At 37.4% G+C, this 17563-nt stretch carries 19 protein-coding genes; all 19 read left to right on the top strand.

What is annotated here, in order from left to right:
- The first annotated feature begins 4 nt into the window (after window positions 1-4).
- Window positions 5-688, top strand: coding sequence for a flagellar biosynthetic protein FliO (locus CD31_RS20120; protein WP_036080460.1), 684 nt, complete (start codon window positions 5-7; stop codon window positions 686-688).
- Window positions 685-1350: a flagellar type III secretion system pore protein FliP gene (gene fliP / locus CD31_RS20115; protein WP_036080458.1), complete on the top strand. Its 666-nt coding sequence runs from the start codon at window positions 685-687 to the stop codon at window positions 1348-1350. The genes CD31_RS20120 and fliP overlap by 4 nt, the downstream gene beginning before the upstream one ends.
- A gap of 13 nt (window positions 1351-1363) precedes the next feature.
- Window positions 1364-1633: a flagellar biosynthesis protein FliQ gene (gene fliQ, locus CD31_RS20110; protein WP_004269285.1), complete on the top strand. Its 270-nt coding sequence runs from the start codon at window positions 1364-1366 to the stop codon at window positions 1631-1633.
- 4 nt (window positions 1634-1637) lie between these two features.
- Window positions 1638-2411 (top strand): flagellar biosynthetic protein FliR, encoded by a 774-nt coding sequence (gene fliR, locus CD31_RS20105; protein WP_036080456.1) that lies wholly within the window; start codon window positions 1638-1640, stop codon window positions 2409-2411.
- A gap of 1 nt (window position 2412) precedes the next feature.
- Complete coding sequence (gene flhB / locus CD31_RS20100) at window positions 2413-3501, top strand: flagellar biosynthesis protein FlhB (protein ID WP_036080455.1); 1089 nt, start codon at window positions 2413-2415, stop codon at window positions 3499-3501.
- A gap of 23 nt (window positions 3502-3524) precedes the next feature.
- Window positions 3525-5558 (top strand): flagellar biosynthesis protein FlhA, encoded by a 2034-nt coding sequence (gene flhA, locus CD31_RS20095; RefSeq protein WP_036080453.1) that lies wholly within the window; start codon window positions 3525-3527, stop codon window positions 5556-5558.
- The gene (gene flhF, locus CD31_RS20090; protein ID WP_036080451.1) at window positions 5555-6748 is read left to right on the top strand and encodes a flagellar biosynthesis GTPase FlhF; all 1194 of its coding nucleotides are present in this window, start codon (window positions 5555-5557) and stop codon (window positions 6746-6748) included. The genes flhA and flhF overlap by 4 nt, the downstream gene beginning before the upstream one ends.
- Entirely contained in the window at window positions 6745-7620 is an 876-nt protein-coding gene (locus CD31_RS20085) for a MinD/ParA family protein (protein WP_016994563.1), read from the top strand. Before flhF ends, CD31_RS20085 begins: the two co-directional genes overlap by 4 nt.
- Entirely contained in the window at window positions 7621-8775 is a 1155-nt protein-coding gene (locus CD31_RS20080; protein WP_016994562.1) for a protein-glutamate methylesterase/protein-glutamine glutaminase, read from the top strand. It abuts the gene before it with no gap.
- A 15-nt stretch (window positions 8776-8790) separates the two neighbouring features.
- The gene (locus CD31_RS20075; RefSeq protein WP_036080449.1) at window positions 8791-10863 is read left to right on the top strand and encodes a chemotaxis protein CheA; all 2073 of its coding nucleotides are present in this window, start codon (window positions 8791-8793) and stop codon (window positions 10861-10863) included.
- Between the two features lie 27 nt (window positions 10864-10890).
- Window positions 10891-11337: a chemotaxis protein CheW gene (locus CD31_RS20070; RefSeq protein ID WP_004269272.1), complete on the top strand. Its 447-nt coding sequence runs from the start codon at window positions 10891-10893 to the stop codon at window positions 11335-11337.
- 9 nt (window positions 11338-11346) lie between these two features.
- Window positions 11347-11979 (top strand): chemotaxis protein CheC, encoded by a 633-nt coding sequence (locus CD31_RS20065; RefSeq protein WP_016994561.1) that lies wholly within the window; start codon window positions 11347-11349, stop codon window positions 11977-11979.
- 1 nt (window position 11980) lies between these two features.
- Complete coding sequence (locus CD31_RS20060) at window positions 11981-12484, top strand: chemotaxis protein CheD (protein WP_004269269.1); 504 nt, start codon at window positions 11981-11983, stop codon at window positions 12482-12484.
- Window positions 12484-12855 (top strand): hypothetical protein, encoded by a 372-nt coding sequence (locus CD31_RS20055; RefSeq protein ID WP_036080446.1) that lies wholly within the window; start codon window positions 12484-12486, stop codon window positions 12853-12855. The genes CD31_RS20060 and CD31_RS20055 overlap by 1 nt, the downstream gene beginning before the upstream one ends.
- 274 nt (window positions 12856-13129) lie before the next feature.
- Window positions 13130-13534 (top strand): nucleoside deaminase, encoded by a 405-nt coding sequence (locus CD31_RS20050; RefSeq protein ID WP_016994558.1) that lies wholly within the window; start codon window positions 13130-13132, stop codon window positions 13532-13534.
- A 20-nt stretch (window positions 13535-13554) separates the two neighbouring features.
- Entirely contained in the window at window positions 13555-14778 is a 1224-nt protein-coding gene (locus tag CD31_RS20045) for an amidohydrolase (protein WP_036080443.1), read from the top strand.
- Window positions 14779-14806: 28 nt separating this feature from the next.
- Window positions 14807-16027, top strand: coding sequence for an amidohydrolase (locus tag CD31_RS20040; protein ID WP_036080439.1), 1221 nt, complete (start codon window positions 14807-14809; stop codon window positions 16025-16027).
- A 438-nt stretch (window positions 16028-16465) separates the two neighbouring features.
- Complete coding sequence (locus CD31_RS20035) at window positions 16466-17236, top strand: FliA/WhiG family RNA polymerase sigma factor (RefSeq protein ID WP_036080567.1); 771 nt, start codon at window positions 16466-16468, stop codon at window positions 17234-17236.
- Between the two features lie 23 nt (window positions 17237-17259).
- Window positions 17260-17562 (top strand): RNA polymerase sigma factor, encoded by a 303-nt coding sequence (locus CD31_RS20030; RefSeq protein ID WP_036080436.1) that lies wholly within the window; start codon window positions 17260-17262, stop codon window positions 17560-17562.
- The last annotated feature ends 1 nt before the right edge of the window (window position 17563 follow it).

Raw genomic sequence — 17563 nt, 5'->3', positions numbered from 1 at the left:
TTGCATGAAAATGTTAAAATCATTTCGTTTCACGATGATTTTCGCATTTCTTGTATCCTTCCTGTTTTTGTACCCGACACCAACTTCTGTCTATGCAGACGCTGACACAAATAGTGTCACGGATTGCATAAAAGACCCAGAAGCTTGTAATGGAGATACGACTGATCCAGCTGCTAAACAAGAACCAACTGTAACAGCAGCTGGAGATATATCTGCATGGGAATACATAAAAATGGTTTTGGCGCTTATTTTTGTTGTAGCTTTATTTTATGGATTGATGAAGTTTTTAAATAAACGAAATTTAAACTTCCAACGTAATCAAATGGTACAAAATTTAGGCGGTTTATCGTTAGGTGCGCAAAAGTCAGTTCAGCTTTTACAGGTAGGTAAAACATTGTATTTAGTTGGGGTCGGAGAAGATGTTCAGCTTTTACGAGAAATTACAGATCCTGAAGAAGTTGAAGCTCTTTTAGCACTTTATAACGAAAGGCAAGAATTTGCAGCAACATCACCGTATATTGCAGAAGTACTTTCTAAGTTTAAGAGAAAAGATAGCATAAATATGCAAAATGAGCAGCAAAAGCAAGATTCATTTGGCAATCTATTTGAAAAAAAGCTATCCGAAATAAAACAGGAGCGTAGTGATGAGATAGAGAGATGGAAGCAGAAGGAGAAGGATGGTAAATGAATGATTTAATCAATATTTTTTCCAACAGCGATCCAACGAACGTCTCGACATCTGTAAAGCTCTTACTTTTACTAACAGTTTTATCACTTGCACCAAGTATTTTAATTTTAATGACATCCTTTGCTCGTATAGTCATTGTCTTATCCTTTGTGCGTACAGCATTGGCAACACAGCAAATGCCACCAAATCAAGTAATCGTTGGGCTGGCACTATTTTTAACGTTTTTTATCATGGCACCAACCTTTCAAGAGGTTAATAAAGAGGCATTACAGCCATTGTTTGCTGAAGAAATTGGTATAGAAGAAGCCTATGATCGTGCTAGTGTGCCATTTAAAGAGTTTATGAGTAAGCATACTAGGCAAAAAGATCTAGATTTATTTTTAACATATAATCAAGCAGAAAAACCAGCATCAGTGGAGGAAATCCCACTGACTATGCTTGTACCTGCCTTTGCTTTAAGTGAAATTAAAACTGCATTTCAAATTGGATTTATGATTTTTATTCCATTCATAGTGATCGATATGATTGTCGCGAGTACATTAATGTCGATGGGGATGATGATGTTACCGCCAGTAATGATTTCATTGCCATTTAAAATATTATTATTTGTACTGGTTGATGGCTGGTATCTCGTTATGAAATCGTTACTACAAAGTTTTTAGGGGATGATACATTATGACAGGTGAGTTGGTTATTTCCATTGCAGAGCGTGCTATTATGATTATCCTTCTAACAAGCGGTCCGCTACTATTAGTTGCTTTAATCTCTGGTTTAGCGGTAAGTATCTTTCAAGCCACAACTTCGATACAAGAGCAAACATTAGCATTTGTACCAAAAATTATTGCGGTCTTAGTGGCCATCGTATTCTTCGGTCCTTGGATGCTATCTCAAGTTACAAGCTATGCGAGAGACATATTCGAGAATTTAACGCGTTATATAGGGTGAGTACATGAATGAATTAATTCCGCATTTAACGGTTTTCTTATTAGTACTTGTGCGCATCTCAGCCTTTTTTGTTACAGTTCCTTTTTTTTCATATAGAACCATTCCACCACAAGTCAAAATTACTCTCGCATTGGTTTTAGCTTGGATGATGTACTATACAATTGATGTTGAGCCATTTGCATTCAATGATGATTACATATTATTAGTGATGAAAGAAGCACTAGTTGGACTATTACTCGGTCTAATGGGCTATATCATCATGTCCGCAATTCAAATTGCAGGAAGCTTTATCGATTTTCAAATGGGTTTTGCTATTGCCAATATAATTGACCCGCAAACAGGTGCTCAAAGTCCATTAATTGGTCAGTTTTTTTATATGCTAGCACTGCTTTTATTGTTAGCGATTGATGGCCATCATATGATTCTTAATGGAATCTACTACAGCTATCAATTTTTCCCTATGGATCAATTCCCAAATTTTATGAGCGAAAACTTTCCTCAAGTTATTATCAAAACTTTCACAGCAGTCTTTGCCATAGCATTCCAGATGGCTGCTCCTGTTGTAGCGACCTTATTTTTGGTCGATTTAGCTTTAGGGATCACTGCAAAAACAGTACCACAATTAAATATATTTGTTGTCGGTTTTCCTATTAAAATTGGTGTTAGTTTTTTAGTGTTATTTACAATGATGGCCGTTATGATTCAAGTTATTCAAAAGCTTATTACGATAATGATTTATGGGATGCGTGATTTAATGGCCATTTTAGGTGGTGGATAATATGAGACTACTACTGAATTTAGAGCTACAATTTTTTGCGGGTGAAAAAACAGAAAAGGCAACACCGAAAAAACGACAGGATGCTCGAAAAAAGGGGCAAGTTGTCAAGAGTCAAGATATTTCTAGTGCCATTGTAATGTTAATGGTATTTATCTTTTTGTTTTTCTTTGCAGGCTCTTTGCGTGATGAGCTATTAGCCTTTTTCAGGCAAACCTTTATTCATAACATACGCATTGAATCACTAACGATTGATAGTGTGATGCGCTTATTTACAGAAACTTTGATTCAAATGGCTTTTATCATTGTGCCAATTATGGCGATTGCATTTGTCGGAGCACTTGCAGGTAACTTTTTGCAATTTGGCTTTCTCTTTACGTTAGAGCCAATGAAGTTTGATTTAAAAAAGATGGACCCTATTAAAGGGTTAAAAAAGATATTTTCCGTGAAAGCCATTGTGGAGTTAATAAAGTCTGTTTTAAAGATTGGTTTTATCGGAAGTGTCACAACAATTATTATTTGGTCCAACTTACCGGAAGTTTTGGCATTATCATTTAAAAGTCCATGGATGACACTCATTACGGTAGGGAAGCTTGTTGGTATTATGGGTATAGCGGCTTCTTTAGTATTACTTTGTGTATCCGTTTTAGACTGGATGTATCAAAAACATGAGTATGAAAAAAATCTTAAAATGTCTAAGCAAGATATTAAGGATGAATATAAAAATAGTGAAGGTGACCCTCTAATCAAATCAAAAATCAAACAACGCCAACGTGAGATGGCGATGAGACGTATGATGTCAGAGGTTCCTAGTGCGGATGTAGTTATTACCAACCCTACTCACTATGCAATTGCCCTCAAATATAATGAGGACAGTATGGATGCCCCTCGTGTTATTGCGAAAGGGACAGACTTTATTGCTCAAAAAATCAAATTGATTGCCAAAGAACATGATGTAATAATGGTTGAAAATCGACCTTTAGCACGTGCTATGTATGATCAAGTAGAAATAGGCGATCAGGTACCAGAGGAATTTTTCAAAGCAGTAGCAGAAATACTCGCTTATGTTTACCGTATTAAGCGAAAAATTTAAGGCTTTTTGTAGGAGGGACACAAATGAAAGTTCGCGATATTGGGGTTTTAGGTGCGGTTATTTTAATCGTTGCGATGCTCATCATCCCTCTTCCTCCGTGGATGTTAAGTTTTTTAATTGTCATTAATATTACATTAGGATTAATTGTATTGCTTACAGCAATGAGTATGAAAGAAGCATTGGATTTTTCCATTTTTCCTTCGGTGATTTTACTATTAACTTTGTTCCGATTAGGACTAAGTGTTTCCACAACTCGTGCAATTTTAGCAAATGGAGATGCAGGTTCGGTCGTTGAAACCTTTGGTGATTTCGTAGTTGGAGGAAATATCCTTGTTGGTTTAGTCGTCTTCTTAATTTTAGTGTTAATTCAGTTTATTGTAATTACAAAAGGTGCAGAACGAGTAGCAGAAGTAGCAGCGCGTTTCACACTTGATGCGATGCCAGGTAAACAAATGAGTATTGATGCTGATTTAAATGCGGGGATTATTTCCGAAAAGGAAGCACGCGAACGACGTGAAAAAGTTGCGGGGGAAGCGGACTTTTACGGTGCAATGGATGGTGCTACAAAATTTGTAAAAGGGGATGCCATTGCTTCGATGGTAATGGTTATTATCAACCTATTATTTGGTATCATCATTGGTGTCGTACAAATGGGGCTTCCCTTTGCAGAAGCGGCAACTCATTTTTCGAAACTAACTGTCGGGGATGGTATTGTATCCCAAATTCCCGCCTTGCTTATTTCAACTGCTACAGGGATTGTCGTAACAAGAGCCTCTTCTAAAGGTAGTCTTGGTCAAGACATTACAGGGCAATTATTTGCTCAAGCAAAGCTGCTTTATGTAGCAGGAGGTACGATTGTATTACTAGGGCTATTTACGCCAATTCCAAACTGGGTGACACTTCCAATAGGTCTATCGTTAATTGCGGGAGCTTATATGATGGAGCGTAAGAAGCCAGAGGATGAAGAAGAATTACAGGAGATTGAGGAAGAAGTGGCTACTGACGGCATGAAGAGCCCTGAAAATGTTGTGAATTTATTAAATGTGGACCCAATTGAATTTGAATTTGGTTATGGATTAATTCCCTTAGTAGATGCCGCTCAAGGTGGAGATTTGTTAGACCGTGTTATCATGATTCGTCGACAGCTTGCTTTGGAGTTAGGTATCGTTATCCCAGTAGTTCGTATTCGAGATAATATTCAGCTTCAACCAAATGAATATCGAATTAAAATAAAGGGGAACGAAATGGCACGAGGTGAACTTTTACTAGATCATTATTTAGCGATGAGCCCAGGCGACGATGATTCTATTGAAGGTATTGATACTGTGGAGCCATCATTTGGATTACCAGCTAAATGGATTACAGAGCAAGTAAAAGAGGATGCAGAAATGTATGGTTACACGGTTGTAGACCCACCAAGTGTGGTGTCAACACATCTAACAGAAATTATTCGAGCAAATGCTCATGAGTTATTGGGCCGTCAAGAGACAAAGCAGTTAATCGATCACTTACGGGAATCCCATCCAATTTTAGTAGAAGAATTAACACCTGCACCTTTATCTACTGGGGAAATCCAAAAGGTACTGGGTAAGCTTCTTCGAGAAAATGTATCTGTGCGTAACTTACCAATTATTTTTGAGACACTTGCAGACTATGCTAAATTAACGAGTGATACAGATATCTTAGCTGAGTATGTGCGTCAAGCATTGGCACGCCAAATTACAGCGCAGTATGTTGGGGATAGTTCGGTATTAAAGGTGATTACGGTTTCAGGTAAAGTAGAGAAAATGATTGCGGATAGTATCCAACAAACGGATCACGGAAATTACCTAGCGATGGACCCACAAGATTCTCAAACAGTATTAGAAACTATTGCAGCGGAAGTAGAGCGTGTTTCCTTTATGGAGCAATCAGCTATTATATTATGCTCTCCAGCAGTTCGGATGTATTTACGACAATTAACGGAGCGTTATTTCCCACAAATCCCGGTTCTATCCTATAATGAATTGGATGCTTCGGTTGAAATTCAAAGTGTTGGGGTGGTGAATGTTCAATGAAAATGAAAAAATATTATGCATCATCCATACCAGAGGCGATGAAGCAGGTGCGAGCAGAATTAGGTGAGGACGCAGTCATTTTAAATTCAAAAGTCGTCATTACAAAGAAATTTTTTGGCTTGATAAAAAAGAAGAGTTTTGAAGTGGTTGCAGGTGTTGATGCAATGGAGCCACGTCAAGTGGCTTCAGTACCATCACCTGCTGTTCTGCCTGTAGCAAAAAAAGAAAATGCAAGGTTACAAGAGATTACAAATGCTATTCAAGCAAAAATACATCAGGAACCACCCCAGGATGTAGCAGTACATGAGGACGCTAGCATTTCAGAAGAATTGAGAAAAGAAATTGCTGATTTAAAATCATTAATGCAATCTATGCATAAAAAGACTACCCAAGCTCAATATCCCGATGAACTCTTACCCTTCATTGAATACTTAAGACAGCAAGAGCTAAGTGAAGAGCTCATCACAACGATAGGTGATGAGCTTTTTATGCATTTCAAAGAAGCATCTGAAATAAATTTTTCGCAATGTAAATTGATAACAAAAAATTTACTACGTAAGAAGCTAGAAGTACTTCCAGTCGGAGGATTGTCCTACGAAAGAAAATATATAAATATTTTAGGGCCAACAGGTGTTGGGAAGACTACAACTATTGCCAAAATGGCTGCTAGAGCTGTGTTAGAAAAAAAGAAAAAGATTGGCTTTATTACGACAGATACTTATCGGATTGCGGCAATAGAGCAGCTTAAAACATATGCTGGTCTTTTACAAGCTCCTGTTGAGATTGCTTACAATGCAACAGATTTTGAACAAGCGATCCAAAGATTATCACATTTAGATTTGGTATTTATTGATACAGCTGGTCGAAATTATAAAGAAGTCAAATACGTTGATGATCTCCAACGTCTCATAAAATTCGATGATCAAGCAGAATCTTATTTAGTCCTTGCAATGACAACGAAAGAAAGAGATATGGAGAATATTGTAGATCAATTTAAGCAATTACCAATTGAAAAATTCATTTTTACAAAAATTGATGAAACAAATTCTATTGGCACAATGATCAATTTAATGATTAAATATAATAAAGGACTTGCTTACTATACGAATGGTCAAGAAGTACCAGAAGATATTGAAGAAGCTGATTTAGAAGCAGTACTTAATTTGTTTTTTCAAGGTGAAGAAAAATGAGAGACCAAGCTGAAGCATTACGCTTAAAAATGATGAAACAGCAAGGCGAACTAGGTAGAGCGATTGCAGTTGTAAGTGGCAAAGGTGGAGTAGGTAAAAGTAACTTCACAATGAACTTTGCCATGACTTTAGCCCAAAAGGGAAAAAAAGTTGTCATTGTAGACATGGATATTGGGATGGGAAATATCCATGTCTTAATTGGGAAAAATGCTTCTTATAGTTTAAAAGATTACTTGGAAGGAAATAAGTTACTAGATGAGGTAATATTTGAAGGGCCTTACGATTTAAGGTATATTTCAGGTGGGTCAGGTATGACGAGTGTGCTTGATTGGTCTCATAGTATGTTCGAACGGCTTATTCAAGCATTTGAAGAACTTCAAAAAAACTATGATTATATTTTATTTGATATGGGGGCTGGTGCGACAAATTGGTCGCTAGATTTACTCACATCCATCGATGAAATTATCGTGATTTCAACAGCGGAACCTACTTCTATTACAGATGCGTACTCTATGATGAAATATATTCATGTTCGAGATCCAGATAAGCAGTTTTATATTCTCTGTAACCGTGCTTTCAGTAAAGAAGAAGGAATAGAAACGAATGAACGTTTACAGTTAACAATGAAACGTTTTTTAGATAAAGAAACGATCATTCTTGGCTCATTACCTGAAGACCCAGTTGTGCGTAAGGCAGTGCGCGAGCAAGTGCCATTCTCTCTTGCTTATCCAGACGCATTAATATCAAAGACATTGCAACTTATTGTCGTTCGTTTTATGGAGCAACGTGCGGGGGAAATACACGCACATGATCAAACAACGAAAAAATTTTTAACGAAACTTAGAAGTATTTTCTCGAAAGGGCGTGATTAATTGGACTTTTTGCATAAAAGCAAGCTTTTAGTTGTGGATGATTCTGCTTTTATGAGAAAGCTAATTAGTGACTTTTTTGTTGGCAACTCGAAGGTGGAAGTAGTTGGAACAGCTCGAAATGGTAAAGATGCGATCAAAAAGATACAATCGTTGAAGCCAAACGTTGTGACAATGGATATTGAGATGCCTGAAATGAATGGGCTCGACGCTTTAAAAGAAATTATGATACAATGTCCAGTTCCTGTAGTAATGCTCTCAAGTACCACGCAACGTGGGACAGAAAATGCAATTGCAGCGATTGAGGGCGGGGCAGTCGATTTTGTTGCCAAGCCGAGCGGGACCATTTCCCTTGATTTACATAAAATTCAAAATGAACTTGTGCACAAAGTGGAACAAGCTGCAACGGTGCCAATTTCCAAATTGAAAAAACCTTCTGGTAGTAAACGACAACAAGAACAAGTGACAAGGGTGAGTACCGTAATAAAGGAACCACAACAACATGGACGAACAAATACGTCTACTAATGTTGTTTCTACTAAGGTAGCCGTAACTAAACCAATGGTAGAATGGAGTAAGGTAGGAAAGAAGATTGTGCTAATTGGCACTTCAACAGGAGGACCTCGCGCACTTCAAGAGGTTGTTACTAAAATTCCTAAGTCTATTCAAGCTCCTATATTAATTGTTCAGCATATGCCTGCTGGATTTACTAAATCGCTTGCGACCCGACTTGATCAGCTAAGTGAAATTTCTGTTAAAGAAGCTGAACAGGGTGATATTTTGCAAAATGGAGTGGCTTATATTGCACCAGGTGGGTATCATTTAAAGCTTAGAAAAGTAGGGACGACTTTTGGCATTGTTCTTGATAATCAAGAAGCACCAAGATCTGGCCATCGACCTTCTGTAGATGTTATGTTCGAAGATGTTAGTCAATATAAAGATTTTGATAAAGTAGCAGTGATTATGACAGGTATGGGCCATGATGGCTCTAATGGTTTAAAAGCATTAAAAAATACTGGCAATGTCATTGCTATTGCAGAATCAGCAGAAACTTGCATTGTATATGGTATGCCGAAAGCAGCAGTAGAAACGCAACTTGTTGATGAAGTTGCAGATGTAGATGATATTGCACAAACAATAATGAAATATTTGCCTTAAAAGGGGTGTCCTCTTATGGAAGTCAATCAATATTTAGAGATGTTTATTGAAGAAAGTAAAGAGCATTTACAAGCGTGTAGTGAACATTTATTAGAATTAGAAAAAAATCCAGATGATTTGGCAATTGTTGGGGAAATATTCCGCTCTGCACACACATTAAAAGGTATGTCTGCCACAATGGGCTTTGAAGATTTAGCAGATTTAACACATAAAATGGAGAATGTTTTAGATGCCATCCGTAATGAAAAGATTCATGTTACACCCGAAATTTTAGATGTTGTATTTGAATCTGTTGATCATTTAGAGGAAATGGTGATGGATATTGCTAACGGTGGGGATGGTAAGCGTGATGTTTCCTCAACTGTTGCACAGCTAAAACGAATAGAACTAGGCGAGGAAGCAATCCCAGAGGTGGTAGCAACGATTGCTGCACCGGTTGTTGAAAGTGTATTAGAATATGATTCGTTTGAACAAACAGTCATTACACAATCGGCTGAACAAGGCTTTAATGCTTTTGAAATTTCAGTAACATTACGCGAGGATTGCCTTCTTAAGGCAGCACGTGTATTTATGGTGTTTGAGATTCTGGAAAAAGATGGAGATGTCATTAAATCAAGTCCATCTGTTGAAAAGCTAGAAGACGAGCAGTTTGACCAACAGTTTTATGTGGCTTTTGTCACAAAAACATCAGCTGAGGATATGCAGAAAAAGCTAATGAAAGTTTCTGAAGTTGATGAAGTAATTGTGACAGTAATTGACCAAAGGAAATTTAGTGAAAAAGAATTTGAAGCTCATCAAGAGGTAGCAGCAACTGTAACAGCAGTGGCTGAAGTAGCTGCTATTCCAACTGATACGCCTACTGCTAAAGCTGAGCCTGTTGCAAAACCAGTCAAAGAAGCTACACCTGCAAAGACTGATAAAAATCATGCACCTGTAGGTAATAAAACAATTCGTGTAAATATAGAACGGCTAGATATTTTAATGAACTTGTTTGAAGAGCTTGTCATTGATCGTGGTCGACTGCAATCTATCTCTACTGAAGTCAATCATGGCGAGCTAAATGAAACAGTAGAGCGTATGAGTCGTGTGATGGGCGATTTGCAAACTATTATCTTAACAATGCGAATGGTACCAGTAGAAACAGTTTTCAATCGTTTCCCGAAAATGATTCGTCAGCTATCACGTGATTTAAATAAGAAAATCAACCTTGAAATTATTGGTGCTGAAACAGAACTAGATCGTACAGTAATCGATGAAATTGGAGATCCGCTTGTTCACTTGATCCGTAATTCTGTGGATCATGGCATTGAGAATCCAACTGCTCGTCGTGCAAAAGGCAAGCCTGAAGAAGGAACAGTCGTATTGCGTGCCTATCATAGCGGAAACTACGTCTTTATTGAAATTGAAGACGATGGAGCGGGCATAAATCGAGAAAAAGTATTAGCGAAAGCTATTTCAAAAGGTATTGTTACACAAGAACAATCATATTCAATGTCTGATAAACAAATAAATGAGCTTATCCTAGCCTCAGGCTTCTCAACTGCAGATGTCATTTCGGATGTATCTGGTCGTGGAGTAGGTTTAGATGTTGTAAAAACAACGATCGAATCACTAGGTGGCAATATTTCAATTGAATCAACACAAGATGTTGGATCCATCTTCTCGATTCAATTACCACTGACATTATCGATTATTTCAGTTATGCTTGTGGAGATTGAAAAGGAAATTTATGCAATTCCACTATCTTCTATTATTGAAACATCTATTATCCGTTCATCAGAGATTATGAATGCGCATAATCAAAAAGTAATCGACTTCCGTGGCAAAGTTGTACCATTGGTATTCTTAGAGGAAATCTTTGAGGTACCTCGTCAAGAGCATCAAGATGAAGAATTCCACTCAGTAGTGATCGTCCGTAAGGGTGAAAAACTTGCTGGTTTAGTGGTGGATTCATTCATTGGCCAACAAGAAATTGTCTTGAAGTCTTTAGGAAATTACTTAACAAATATCTTTGCCATTTCAGGAGCAACAATCTTAGGCAATGGTAAAGTAGCCTTAATTGTAGATTGCAACGCACTAATTAAATAAGGTGAATGAATAAGAGAGGTGTAAAGTATGACAAATGCAGTGGAGCAAGAAAGTATTAAAGTAATAGTTTTTCAGTTAGCAGATAAAGAATATGCAATTCCTGTGTCCCATGTTCAAGGTATCGAGAAATTAATGCATATCACACGTGTACCGAAAACAGCGAAATACGTAAAAGGTGTAATCAATCTACGAGGTGTTGTCACACCGATTGTGGATTTACGTGAACGTTTTGAATTACCTATTTCTGAACATGAGGAAACAACACGCATTATCATTATTTCATTAGAAGATATGGAAGTAGGCTTTGTAGTGGATTCCGCTAACGACGTTATCGATATTCCTGCAAGTGCTATTGAACCGCAACCTGAAGTCGTTGGCTCACTTGAAGAAGAATTTATTTCAGGCGTTGCTAAAGTAGAGAAGCGATTATTAATCTTATTACATTTAGAAAAAGTATTAAATCCACTAAAGTAGGGATCGATAATGACATTTAATCAAAAAATTACATCACTACATTTAGATGTATTAAAGGAAATTGGAAACATTGGTGCTGCGCATGCCGCGACAGCACTTTCCAATTTACTTGGGAAAAAAATTGATATGCGCGTTCCAAAGGTAGAAATGGTGTCCTTTAACGATATGATGGAGTTGGCTGGTGGATCAGAAAACGTTGTTGTTGGCATTTTCCTTCGTATTGAAGGTGATGCTGAAGGAAGTATGTTCTTTATTTTACCTATCGAACAAGCAAACCGCTTTATACGTCGACTCATTTTCGACGATTCTTTTGACTTTGAAAAACGACCTGTTTCAGAGTTAGGTTTATCAGCTATGCAAGAAATGGGAAATATTTTATCGGGCTCTTATTTATCTGCCTTATCGGATTTTACTAATTTAAAAATTTATCCGACTGTGCCAGGTCTAAGTGTTGATATGTTTGGAGCTATAATAAGCATTGGTTTAATAGAATTATCTCATGTCAGTGATAATGTTATTGTTATAAATACATCCATTTTTGAAGAAGGTGTGGAAGACCATGAAACGGTGAGGGGCCATTTCTTCCTACTACCAGATCCTGACTCATTTGATGCGATTTTTAAAGCATTAGGGGTTTCGTGATATGTTAACCAATAGTAGTGGACAAGTGATTAAAGTGGGAATTGCACAAATGGATGTAGTAAAGCTACCTAACACGATTCGAACTTCTGGTCTTGGTTCATGTGTTGGTGTTATTTTGTATGATGAGTCAAAAAAAATTGCTGGTTTAATCCATGTGATGTTACCAGATTCCAGTTTAGGAAGAGCTGAGTCAATCAATGTCGCGAAATTTGCAGATTCAGGGATTGCTGCAATGATTGATTTATTAAAGTTAGAGGGCGTTCAAAAATTTAAGCTCAAGGCAAAAATTGCAGGGGGTGCGCAGATGTTCCAATTTACTTCTGACAAAGATACAATGCGTATTGGTCCCCGCAATGTAGAAGCTGTCAAAAATGAATTAAAGAGACAGGGCATCCCTTTAGTGGCAGAGGATACTGGTGGAAATAGTGGTAGAACGATTGAATTTAATCCTGCAACGTCGATATTACATATCCGAACAGTTAACCAGGGAGTGAGTGAAATCTAATGTTTGGTTCTATATTTTACAACCTATGGGGAGCATTAATTGCCTTTTCGATTTATTTTTTTAGTACATTTCAAAAACCATTTACGCCTCTGCGAATCCTAATTAGCTCTTTTATTGTAGCAACCATCGCATTTTTTGTAATGTTCATTGTACGTTTTCTAATTGCTTACATCTTGTTTACACCAGAAGTAGATGAGGAAGCGGTTGAAGGTGAATTAGAAGAAAAGGAACTTGATTCTACAGAAGGCGTAAACCATGAAGTGCCAACAGCTAATTCTACGGTTGAATTTCAAGATGAGAATACCGAGGAAATTGCACAAGTAGTACGAACGATGATGAATCGAGAAGAAGATCAACAAGTGAATGCATAAAAAAAGAGTCGTGAATAACGACTCTTTTTTTATTTGGCTTGAAGTTTGTATTATACGAAAAACTTAAGTAAAATTTATTTTTTTTATATTATTCATATATACAGTCCTCATGTTAGCATATTTGTACAAAGGTAAAAGCTATTAATCAGAAAACCACAAGTTATAAAAATGTAGCTTGTTCTGTCAATCAATCAACAGAAAAAATGTTGATTATGGATAATTTCAATTGTTGAAAAGGAAAGAGAAATTTGCAATTTCTAGGAGAGGGAACTGTATGAAATCTTATGACTTTATGAAAAAAGCACTTGAGCTAGCTAAGGAAAATGAAAGAACAAAACATGGTGCTCCTTTTGGTGCAATTGTGGTCAAAAATGGACAAATTATTGGCTCTGGTGTAAATGAGGTTACCATCACCAATGATGTAACGAATCATGCAGAGATTCAAGCAATCCGTCAAGCTTGTCATGCACTGAAAACGACCAATTTAGAAGGTTGCGAAATGTATGCAAGCACGGAGCCATGTCCTATGTGTTTGAGCGCCATTTATTATTCTAAAATTTCTACAGTTTATTATTTTAATGCTAGTAATTCTAGTCAAGATTATGTCTATCATCAACTTTCTTTACCACATCAAGAGAGGGCCATTCAAATGGTTCATCTAGCTATTAATCTTCAATAAAATTCGGGGAGGACCAATCAATGATACCAACAGCATACTGGCTAACAAATGTACGATTAGAAACGGGTTATGGTTACGATAATGGGGCTGTTATAGAAACAAAAACAGCTCTTTTTAATGTACAGGTCGAAAATGGTAAAATAACTCAAATTATAAGTGCAGATCAGCCTTTAGAGACTGATTTGCCTAAACGAAATGCACATAGTTATTTAATGCTCCCTTCTTTTAGAGATATGCATATTCATATTGATAAAACCTATTTTGGTGGACCATGGAAGGCTCCTTCGATTCCCACAGAAGGTCTTATTACAAGATTAAAAGAAGAAGAGATTCTACTGCCAAGCTTATTGCCTGTTGCAGAGGGAAGAGCAAAAAAGTTACTAGATTTGCTATTACATGCAGGATCAACACATATTCGCACGCATTGTAATATTGATCCGTTTATCGGATTGAAAAATTTAGAAGCAGTCTTAAGAGCTAAAGAGGCTTACAAAGATAAAGTTGATTTGGAGATTGTCGCTTTCCCACAACATGGCCTCTTACGTAGTGAATCTATTTCTTTAGTAAGGGAAGCTTTGCGAAGTGGAGCGTCTCTAGTAGGCGGTGTAGACCCAGCATCGATTGATGAAAATATAGAAAAATCCTTACAAACGGTGATGGAATTAGCAGTAGAAGCTAATGCAAATGTTGATCTGCATATCCATGATCCTGGTCATCTTGGTATTTTTACCTTTAAACGATTAGCTGCATTAACAGAGGAAGCAGGTTGGCACGGCCGAGTGACAATTAGTCATGCCATGGCCTTAGCTGATGTTTCTACTAATGAAGCAAGTGAAGTGGCAGCGTTACTAGCTCATCACGGTATTGACATTACTTCGTCTGTTCCTTTGGATCATACCATCCCTATTCCGTTATTAGATCAAAAAGGTGTTCATATCTCGTTAGGTGATGATAGTATTACAGATCACTGGTCGCCGTTTGGTATAGGTGACAGCCTAGAAAAAGTAGGCACGCTAGCTGAACGCTTTGGCTTAAGTGATGAACGTTCACTTGGTCAAAGTCTAAAGTATATTACTGGAGGCATAACACCTTTAAACAAGGATGGACAGCTACAATGGCCGAAAATTGGAGATATAGCCAATGTCGTGTTTGTAGAAGCAACTTGCTCAGCAGAAGCAGTCGCAAGGAGAGCAAGGAGAGTGGCAGTGCTTTTTAAAGGAAATATAGTTGTAGGCAAGCTTTAATTATTGAAGAAGAAAGGATAAATCTAAAATGAACTCTACTTTCTGGTTAACAAATGTACGTCTTGAAACAGATTATCACTTTGTAAATGGCACGATAACTAAAACGAATACGGCTTGTGCTCATCTATTCATTAAAGATGGAACCATTGCAGAAATAGTTGCTGCTGATAGTCAATTAAATGATGATTATCCAAAAAAAGATATGAAACAGCTATTAGCACTACCTTCTTTTATAGAAAAACATTGTCATTTGGATAAAACTCTCTTGAGCGACAAATGGCGGGCAGTTACACCTGTGAATAATATTTTTGAACGCTGTGAGATTGAAAAAGAGGTACTGCCAACATTGCATACAACTATACAACAACGCGCTGAGGAATTACTTAGTCGTTATGTGCAGTTAGGGGTTACACATGTACGTACGCATGTGGATTTATATCCTGAGGTAGGTTTGAAAAATTTAGAGGAGGTTCAAAAAGCTTTCCAAACTTTTGAAGGGAAATTGTCTTATGAAATCGTTGCCTTTCCGCAACATGGTCTATTACGAACAAAGGCAACCAGTTTAATAAGAGAGGCTTTACGTTCTGGGGCTGGATTTGTAGGAGGTGTCGATCCAGCTACAGTGGATGGTGATATTGAGGCTTCTCTACAACAAATGGTGGAACTCGCTGTTGAAGGAAACGCAGGGATTGACTTGCATTTGCATGACCCAGACCAATTGGGTACTTTCACAATGAAGAGATTAGCCCAATTAACAAAGGAAGCTGGTTTACAGGGGAAAGTAGCCATTAGCCATGCCTTTGGGCTAGGAGATGTTTCACGCTCTGAGGCAGAAGAAATGGCAGACATCTTACGTGATGCAGGCATTACCATTGTGACGAGTGTCCCCCTACGTAGAAAGTTCCCGCCTGTTGGTTTGTTAAACAGTAAAGGCGTACCCGTTGCAATTGGCTGTGACAATATCTTTGATGTTTGGTCGCCGTTTGGTAATGGAGATTTATTAGAACGAGCTGGTCGTTTGGCAAAAAGCTCAGGTTGGGGGGATGAACGCTCATTAGCTCAAACCCTTCAATTTATTACAGGTGGAAAAACCCCACTTAATCAAGCAGGTGAGCAAACATGGCCAAAAGTGGGAGATAGTGCAAATATGGTGTTCTTGGAGGCCTCTTGCTCTGCTGAAGCAATTGCTCGAAGATCTCAACGCAAGGCAACCATGTTCAAGGGGAACTTTGTCTCTAGTTCGATTTAAAGCATAATTTATTACTAAAGAGTTTGTTCTATATTTTGGGTATTATTGTTCTTTTGCTCAATTTGTTTGTTGTTCTATAGTATTGCTAAAACTATATGAAAGAATTCAATAGCTTCATAAACTAAAAGCTTCATTATATCCAACTGTATCCACGTGTCATTACACAATCAGGATACAGTTTTTCTATGTCTTTAAAAAACAAAGGAATATATTAGAGACTAAGAGAAACAAATGAAATTATAGTCGATTCTTGTTATAATATAGGAAAGATGGCAACTGCTTATCGGGCTTTAACTATTCAGGGCTCACGTCTAAATTAGCTTACATGTGGATTTTTATAAAAATAGCTGAGAAATCCTGTTGAATGATAAATTTTAAGAGCGCAGGTAGTCGTTGGCACATGAGCGTGAAAAAGCGTTTTTTAGAGAGGTGGATTTCATGACACAACCAATTCTGAACGATGAGCAAAAACTATGGAATCGATGGATACATGAGCGTGATCCAGATGCTGGTGATTTACTTATAAAAAAATACATTTCTTTAGTATCTTATCATGTCCAACGTATTGGTGCAGGTCTGCCAAAAAGCGTATCACGAGACGATTTAACGAGTTTAGGGATGGTAGGACTTTTTGATGCATTAAATAAATTTGACATTAACAGAGATTTAAAATTTGATACATATGCTTCGTTTAGAGTAAGAGGAGCCATCATTGATGGTCTACGAAAAGAAGACTGGTTACCACGGTCAGCGCGTGAAAAAGCCAAAAAATTAGATGCGCAGATTGAACAACTAGAGCAGAAATATATGCGTCATGTAACGCCTGAGGAACTTGCGGAGCATATGGAAGTATCTGTTGAAGATGTTTATCAAACTGTGCAAGAGCATTTTTTTTCAAATGTTCTTTCTATTAATGAACAACAAGATCAAGAAGAAACAGATGGCAAGTCATTTGTCATACGCGACGATACAACAAAAACACCTGAGCAAGCAATCATTAAATCAGAGTTATTAGATGATCTAGCGGAAAATATACAGAAACTCAATGAAAAAGAACAGCTTGTCCTTAGTTTATTTTACACGGAGGAGTTAACTTTGACTGAAATTGGTGAAATGCTTGAACTATCAACTTCCCGTATTTCACAAATTCATTCAAAAGCGCTATTAAAGCTACGAAAGCTATTATCTAGTGAAATGATTAATGCGTAAATATCCTTGAGGGAGAGATTCCAATGAGTTTAAAAGGTGTCGAGTTACAGATTGCTATACCAAAAACATTTGAAGCAGGGAAAATGGCGGATCAGGCACAGCAACAAGTATTAGCTCAGCAAGCACATGCAAATGAAGCATTAAAAAAAGAAGTAGAGCGCAAACAAAAAATTGTCAACACATCAGAAGGTATGGATGAAATTAGTGAGGATGAAGATGCAGGTGGTGAGTATTTAACAGGCTTTCATAAAAAGAAAAAAAAGGATCAACAAGAAAAACAGGCACAACATCCGTTTAAAGGGAATTTCGTGGATTTTAGTGGATAGG

The sequence above is a fragment of the Lysinibacillus boronitolerans JCM 21713 = 10a = NBRC 103108 genome, assembly GCF_000772935.1.
GTDB lineage: Bacteria > Bacillota > Bacilli > Bacillales_A > Planococcaceae > Lysinibacillus > Lysinibacillus boronitolerans.
The sequence above is the reverse complement of the archived record's forward strand: the minus strand, read 5'-3'. Positions and strand labels throughout refer to the sequence as shown.

Excerpts from the sequence above, each read along its gene's own strand:
- CD31_RS20120 (WP_036080460.1), top strand. The coding sequence starts at position 5 with ATGAAAATGTTAAAATCATTTCGTTTCACGATGATTTTCGCATTTCTT.
- fliP (WP_036080458.1), top strand. The coding sequence starts at position 685 with ATGAATGATTTAATCAATATTTTTTCCAACAGCGATCCAACGAACGTC.
- fliQ (WP_004269285.1), top strand. The coding sequence starts at position 1,364 with ATGACAGGTGAGTTGGTTATTTCCATTGCAGAGCGTGCTATTATGATT.
- fliR (WP_036080456.1), top strand. The coding sequence starts at position 1,638 with ATGAATGAATTAATTCCGCATTTAACGGTTTTCTTATTAGTACTTGTG.
- flhB (WP_036080455.1), top strand. The coding sequence starts at position 2,413 with ATGAGACTACTACTGAATTTAGAGCTACAATTTTTTGCGGGTGAAAAA.
- flhA (WP_036080453.1), top strand. The coding sequence starts at position 3,525 with ATGAAAGTTCGCGATATTGGGGTTTTAGGTGCGGTTATTTTAATCGTT.
- flhF (WP_036080451.1), top strand. The coding sequence starts at position 5,555 with ATGAAAATGAAAAAATATTATGCATCATCCATACCAGAGGCGATGAAG.
- CD31_RS20085 (WP_016994563.1), top strand. The coding sequence starts at position 6,745 with ATGAGAGACCAAGCTGAAGCATTACGCTTAAAAATGATGAAACAGCAA.
- CD31_RS20075 (WP_036080449.1), top strand. The coding sequence starts at position 8,791 with ATGGAAGTCAATCAATATTTAGAGATGTTTATTGAAGAAAGTAAAGAG.
- CD31_RS20070 (WP_004269272.1), top strand. The coding sequence starts at position 10,891 with ATGACAAATGCAGTGGAGCAAGAAAGTATTAAAGTAATAGTTTTTCAG.
- CD31_RS20065 (WP_016994561.1), top strand. The coding sequence starts at position 11,347 with ATGACATTTAATCAAAAAATTACATCACTACATTTAGATGTATTAAAG.
- CD31_RS20060 (WP_004269269.1), top strand. The coding sequence starts at position 11,981 with ATGTTAACCAATAGTAGTGGACAAGTGATTAAAGTGGGAATTGCACAA.
- CD31_RS20055 (WP_036080446.1), top strand. The coding sequence starts at position 12,484 with ATGTTTGGTTCTATATTTTACAACCTATGGGGAGCATTAATTGCCTTT.
- CD31_RS20050 (WP_016994558.1), top strand. The coding sequence starts at position 13,130 with ATGAAATCTTATGACTTTATGAAAAAAGCACTTGAGCTAGCTAAGGAA.
- CD31_RS20045 (WP_036080443.1), top strand. The coding sequence starts at position 13,555 with ATGATACCAACAGCATACTGGCTAACAAATGTACGATTAGAAACGGGT.
- CD31_RS20040 (WP_036080439.1), top strand. The coding sequence starts at position 14,807 with ATGAACTCTACTTTCTGGTTAACAAATGTACGTCTTGAAACAGATTAT.
- CD31_RS20035 (WP_036080567.1), top strand. The coding sequence starts at position 16,466 with ATGACACAACCAATTCTGAACGATGAGCAAAAACTATGGAATCGATGG.
- CD31_RS20030 (WP_036080436.1), top strand. The coding sequence starts at position 17,260 with ATGAGTTTAAAAGGTGTCGAGTTACAGATTGCTATACCAAAAACATTT.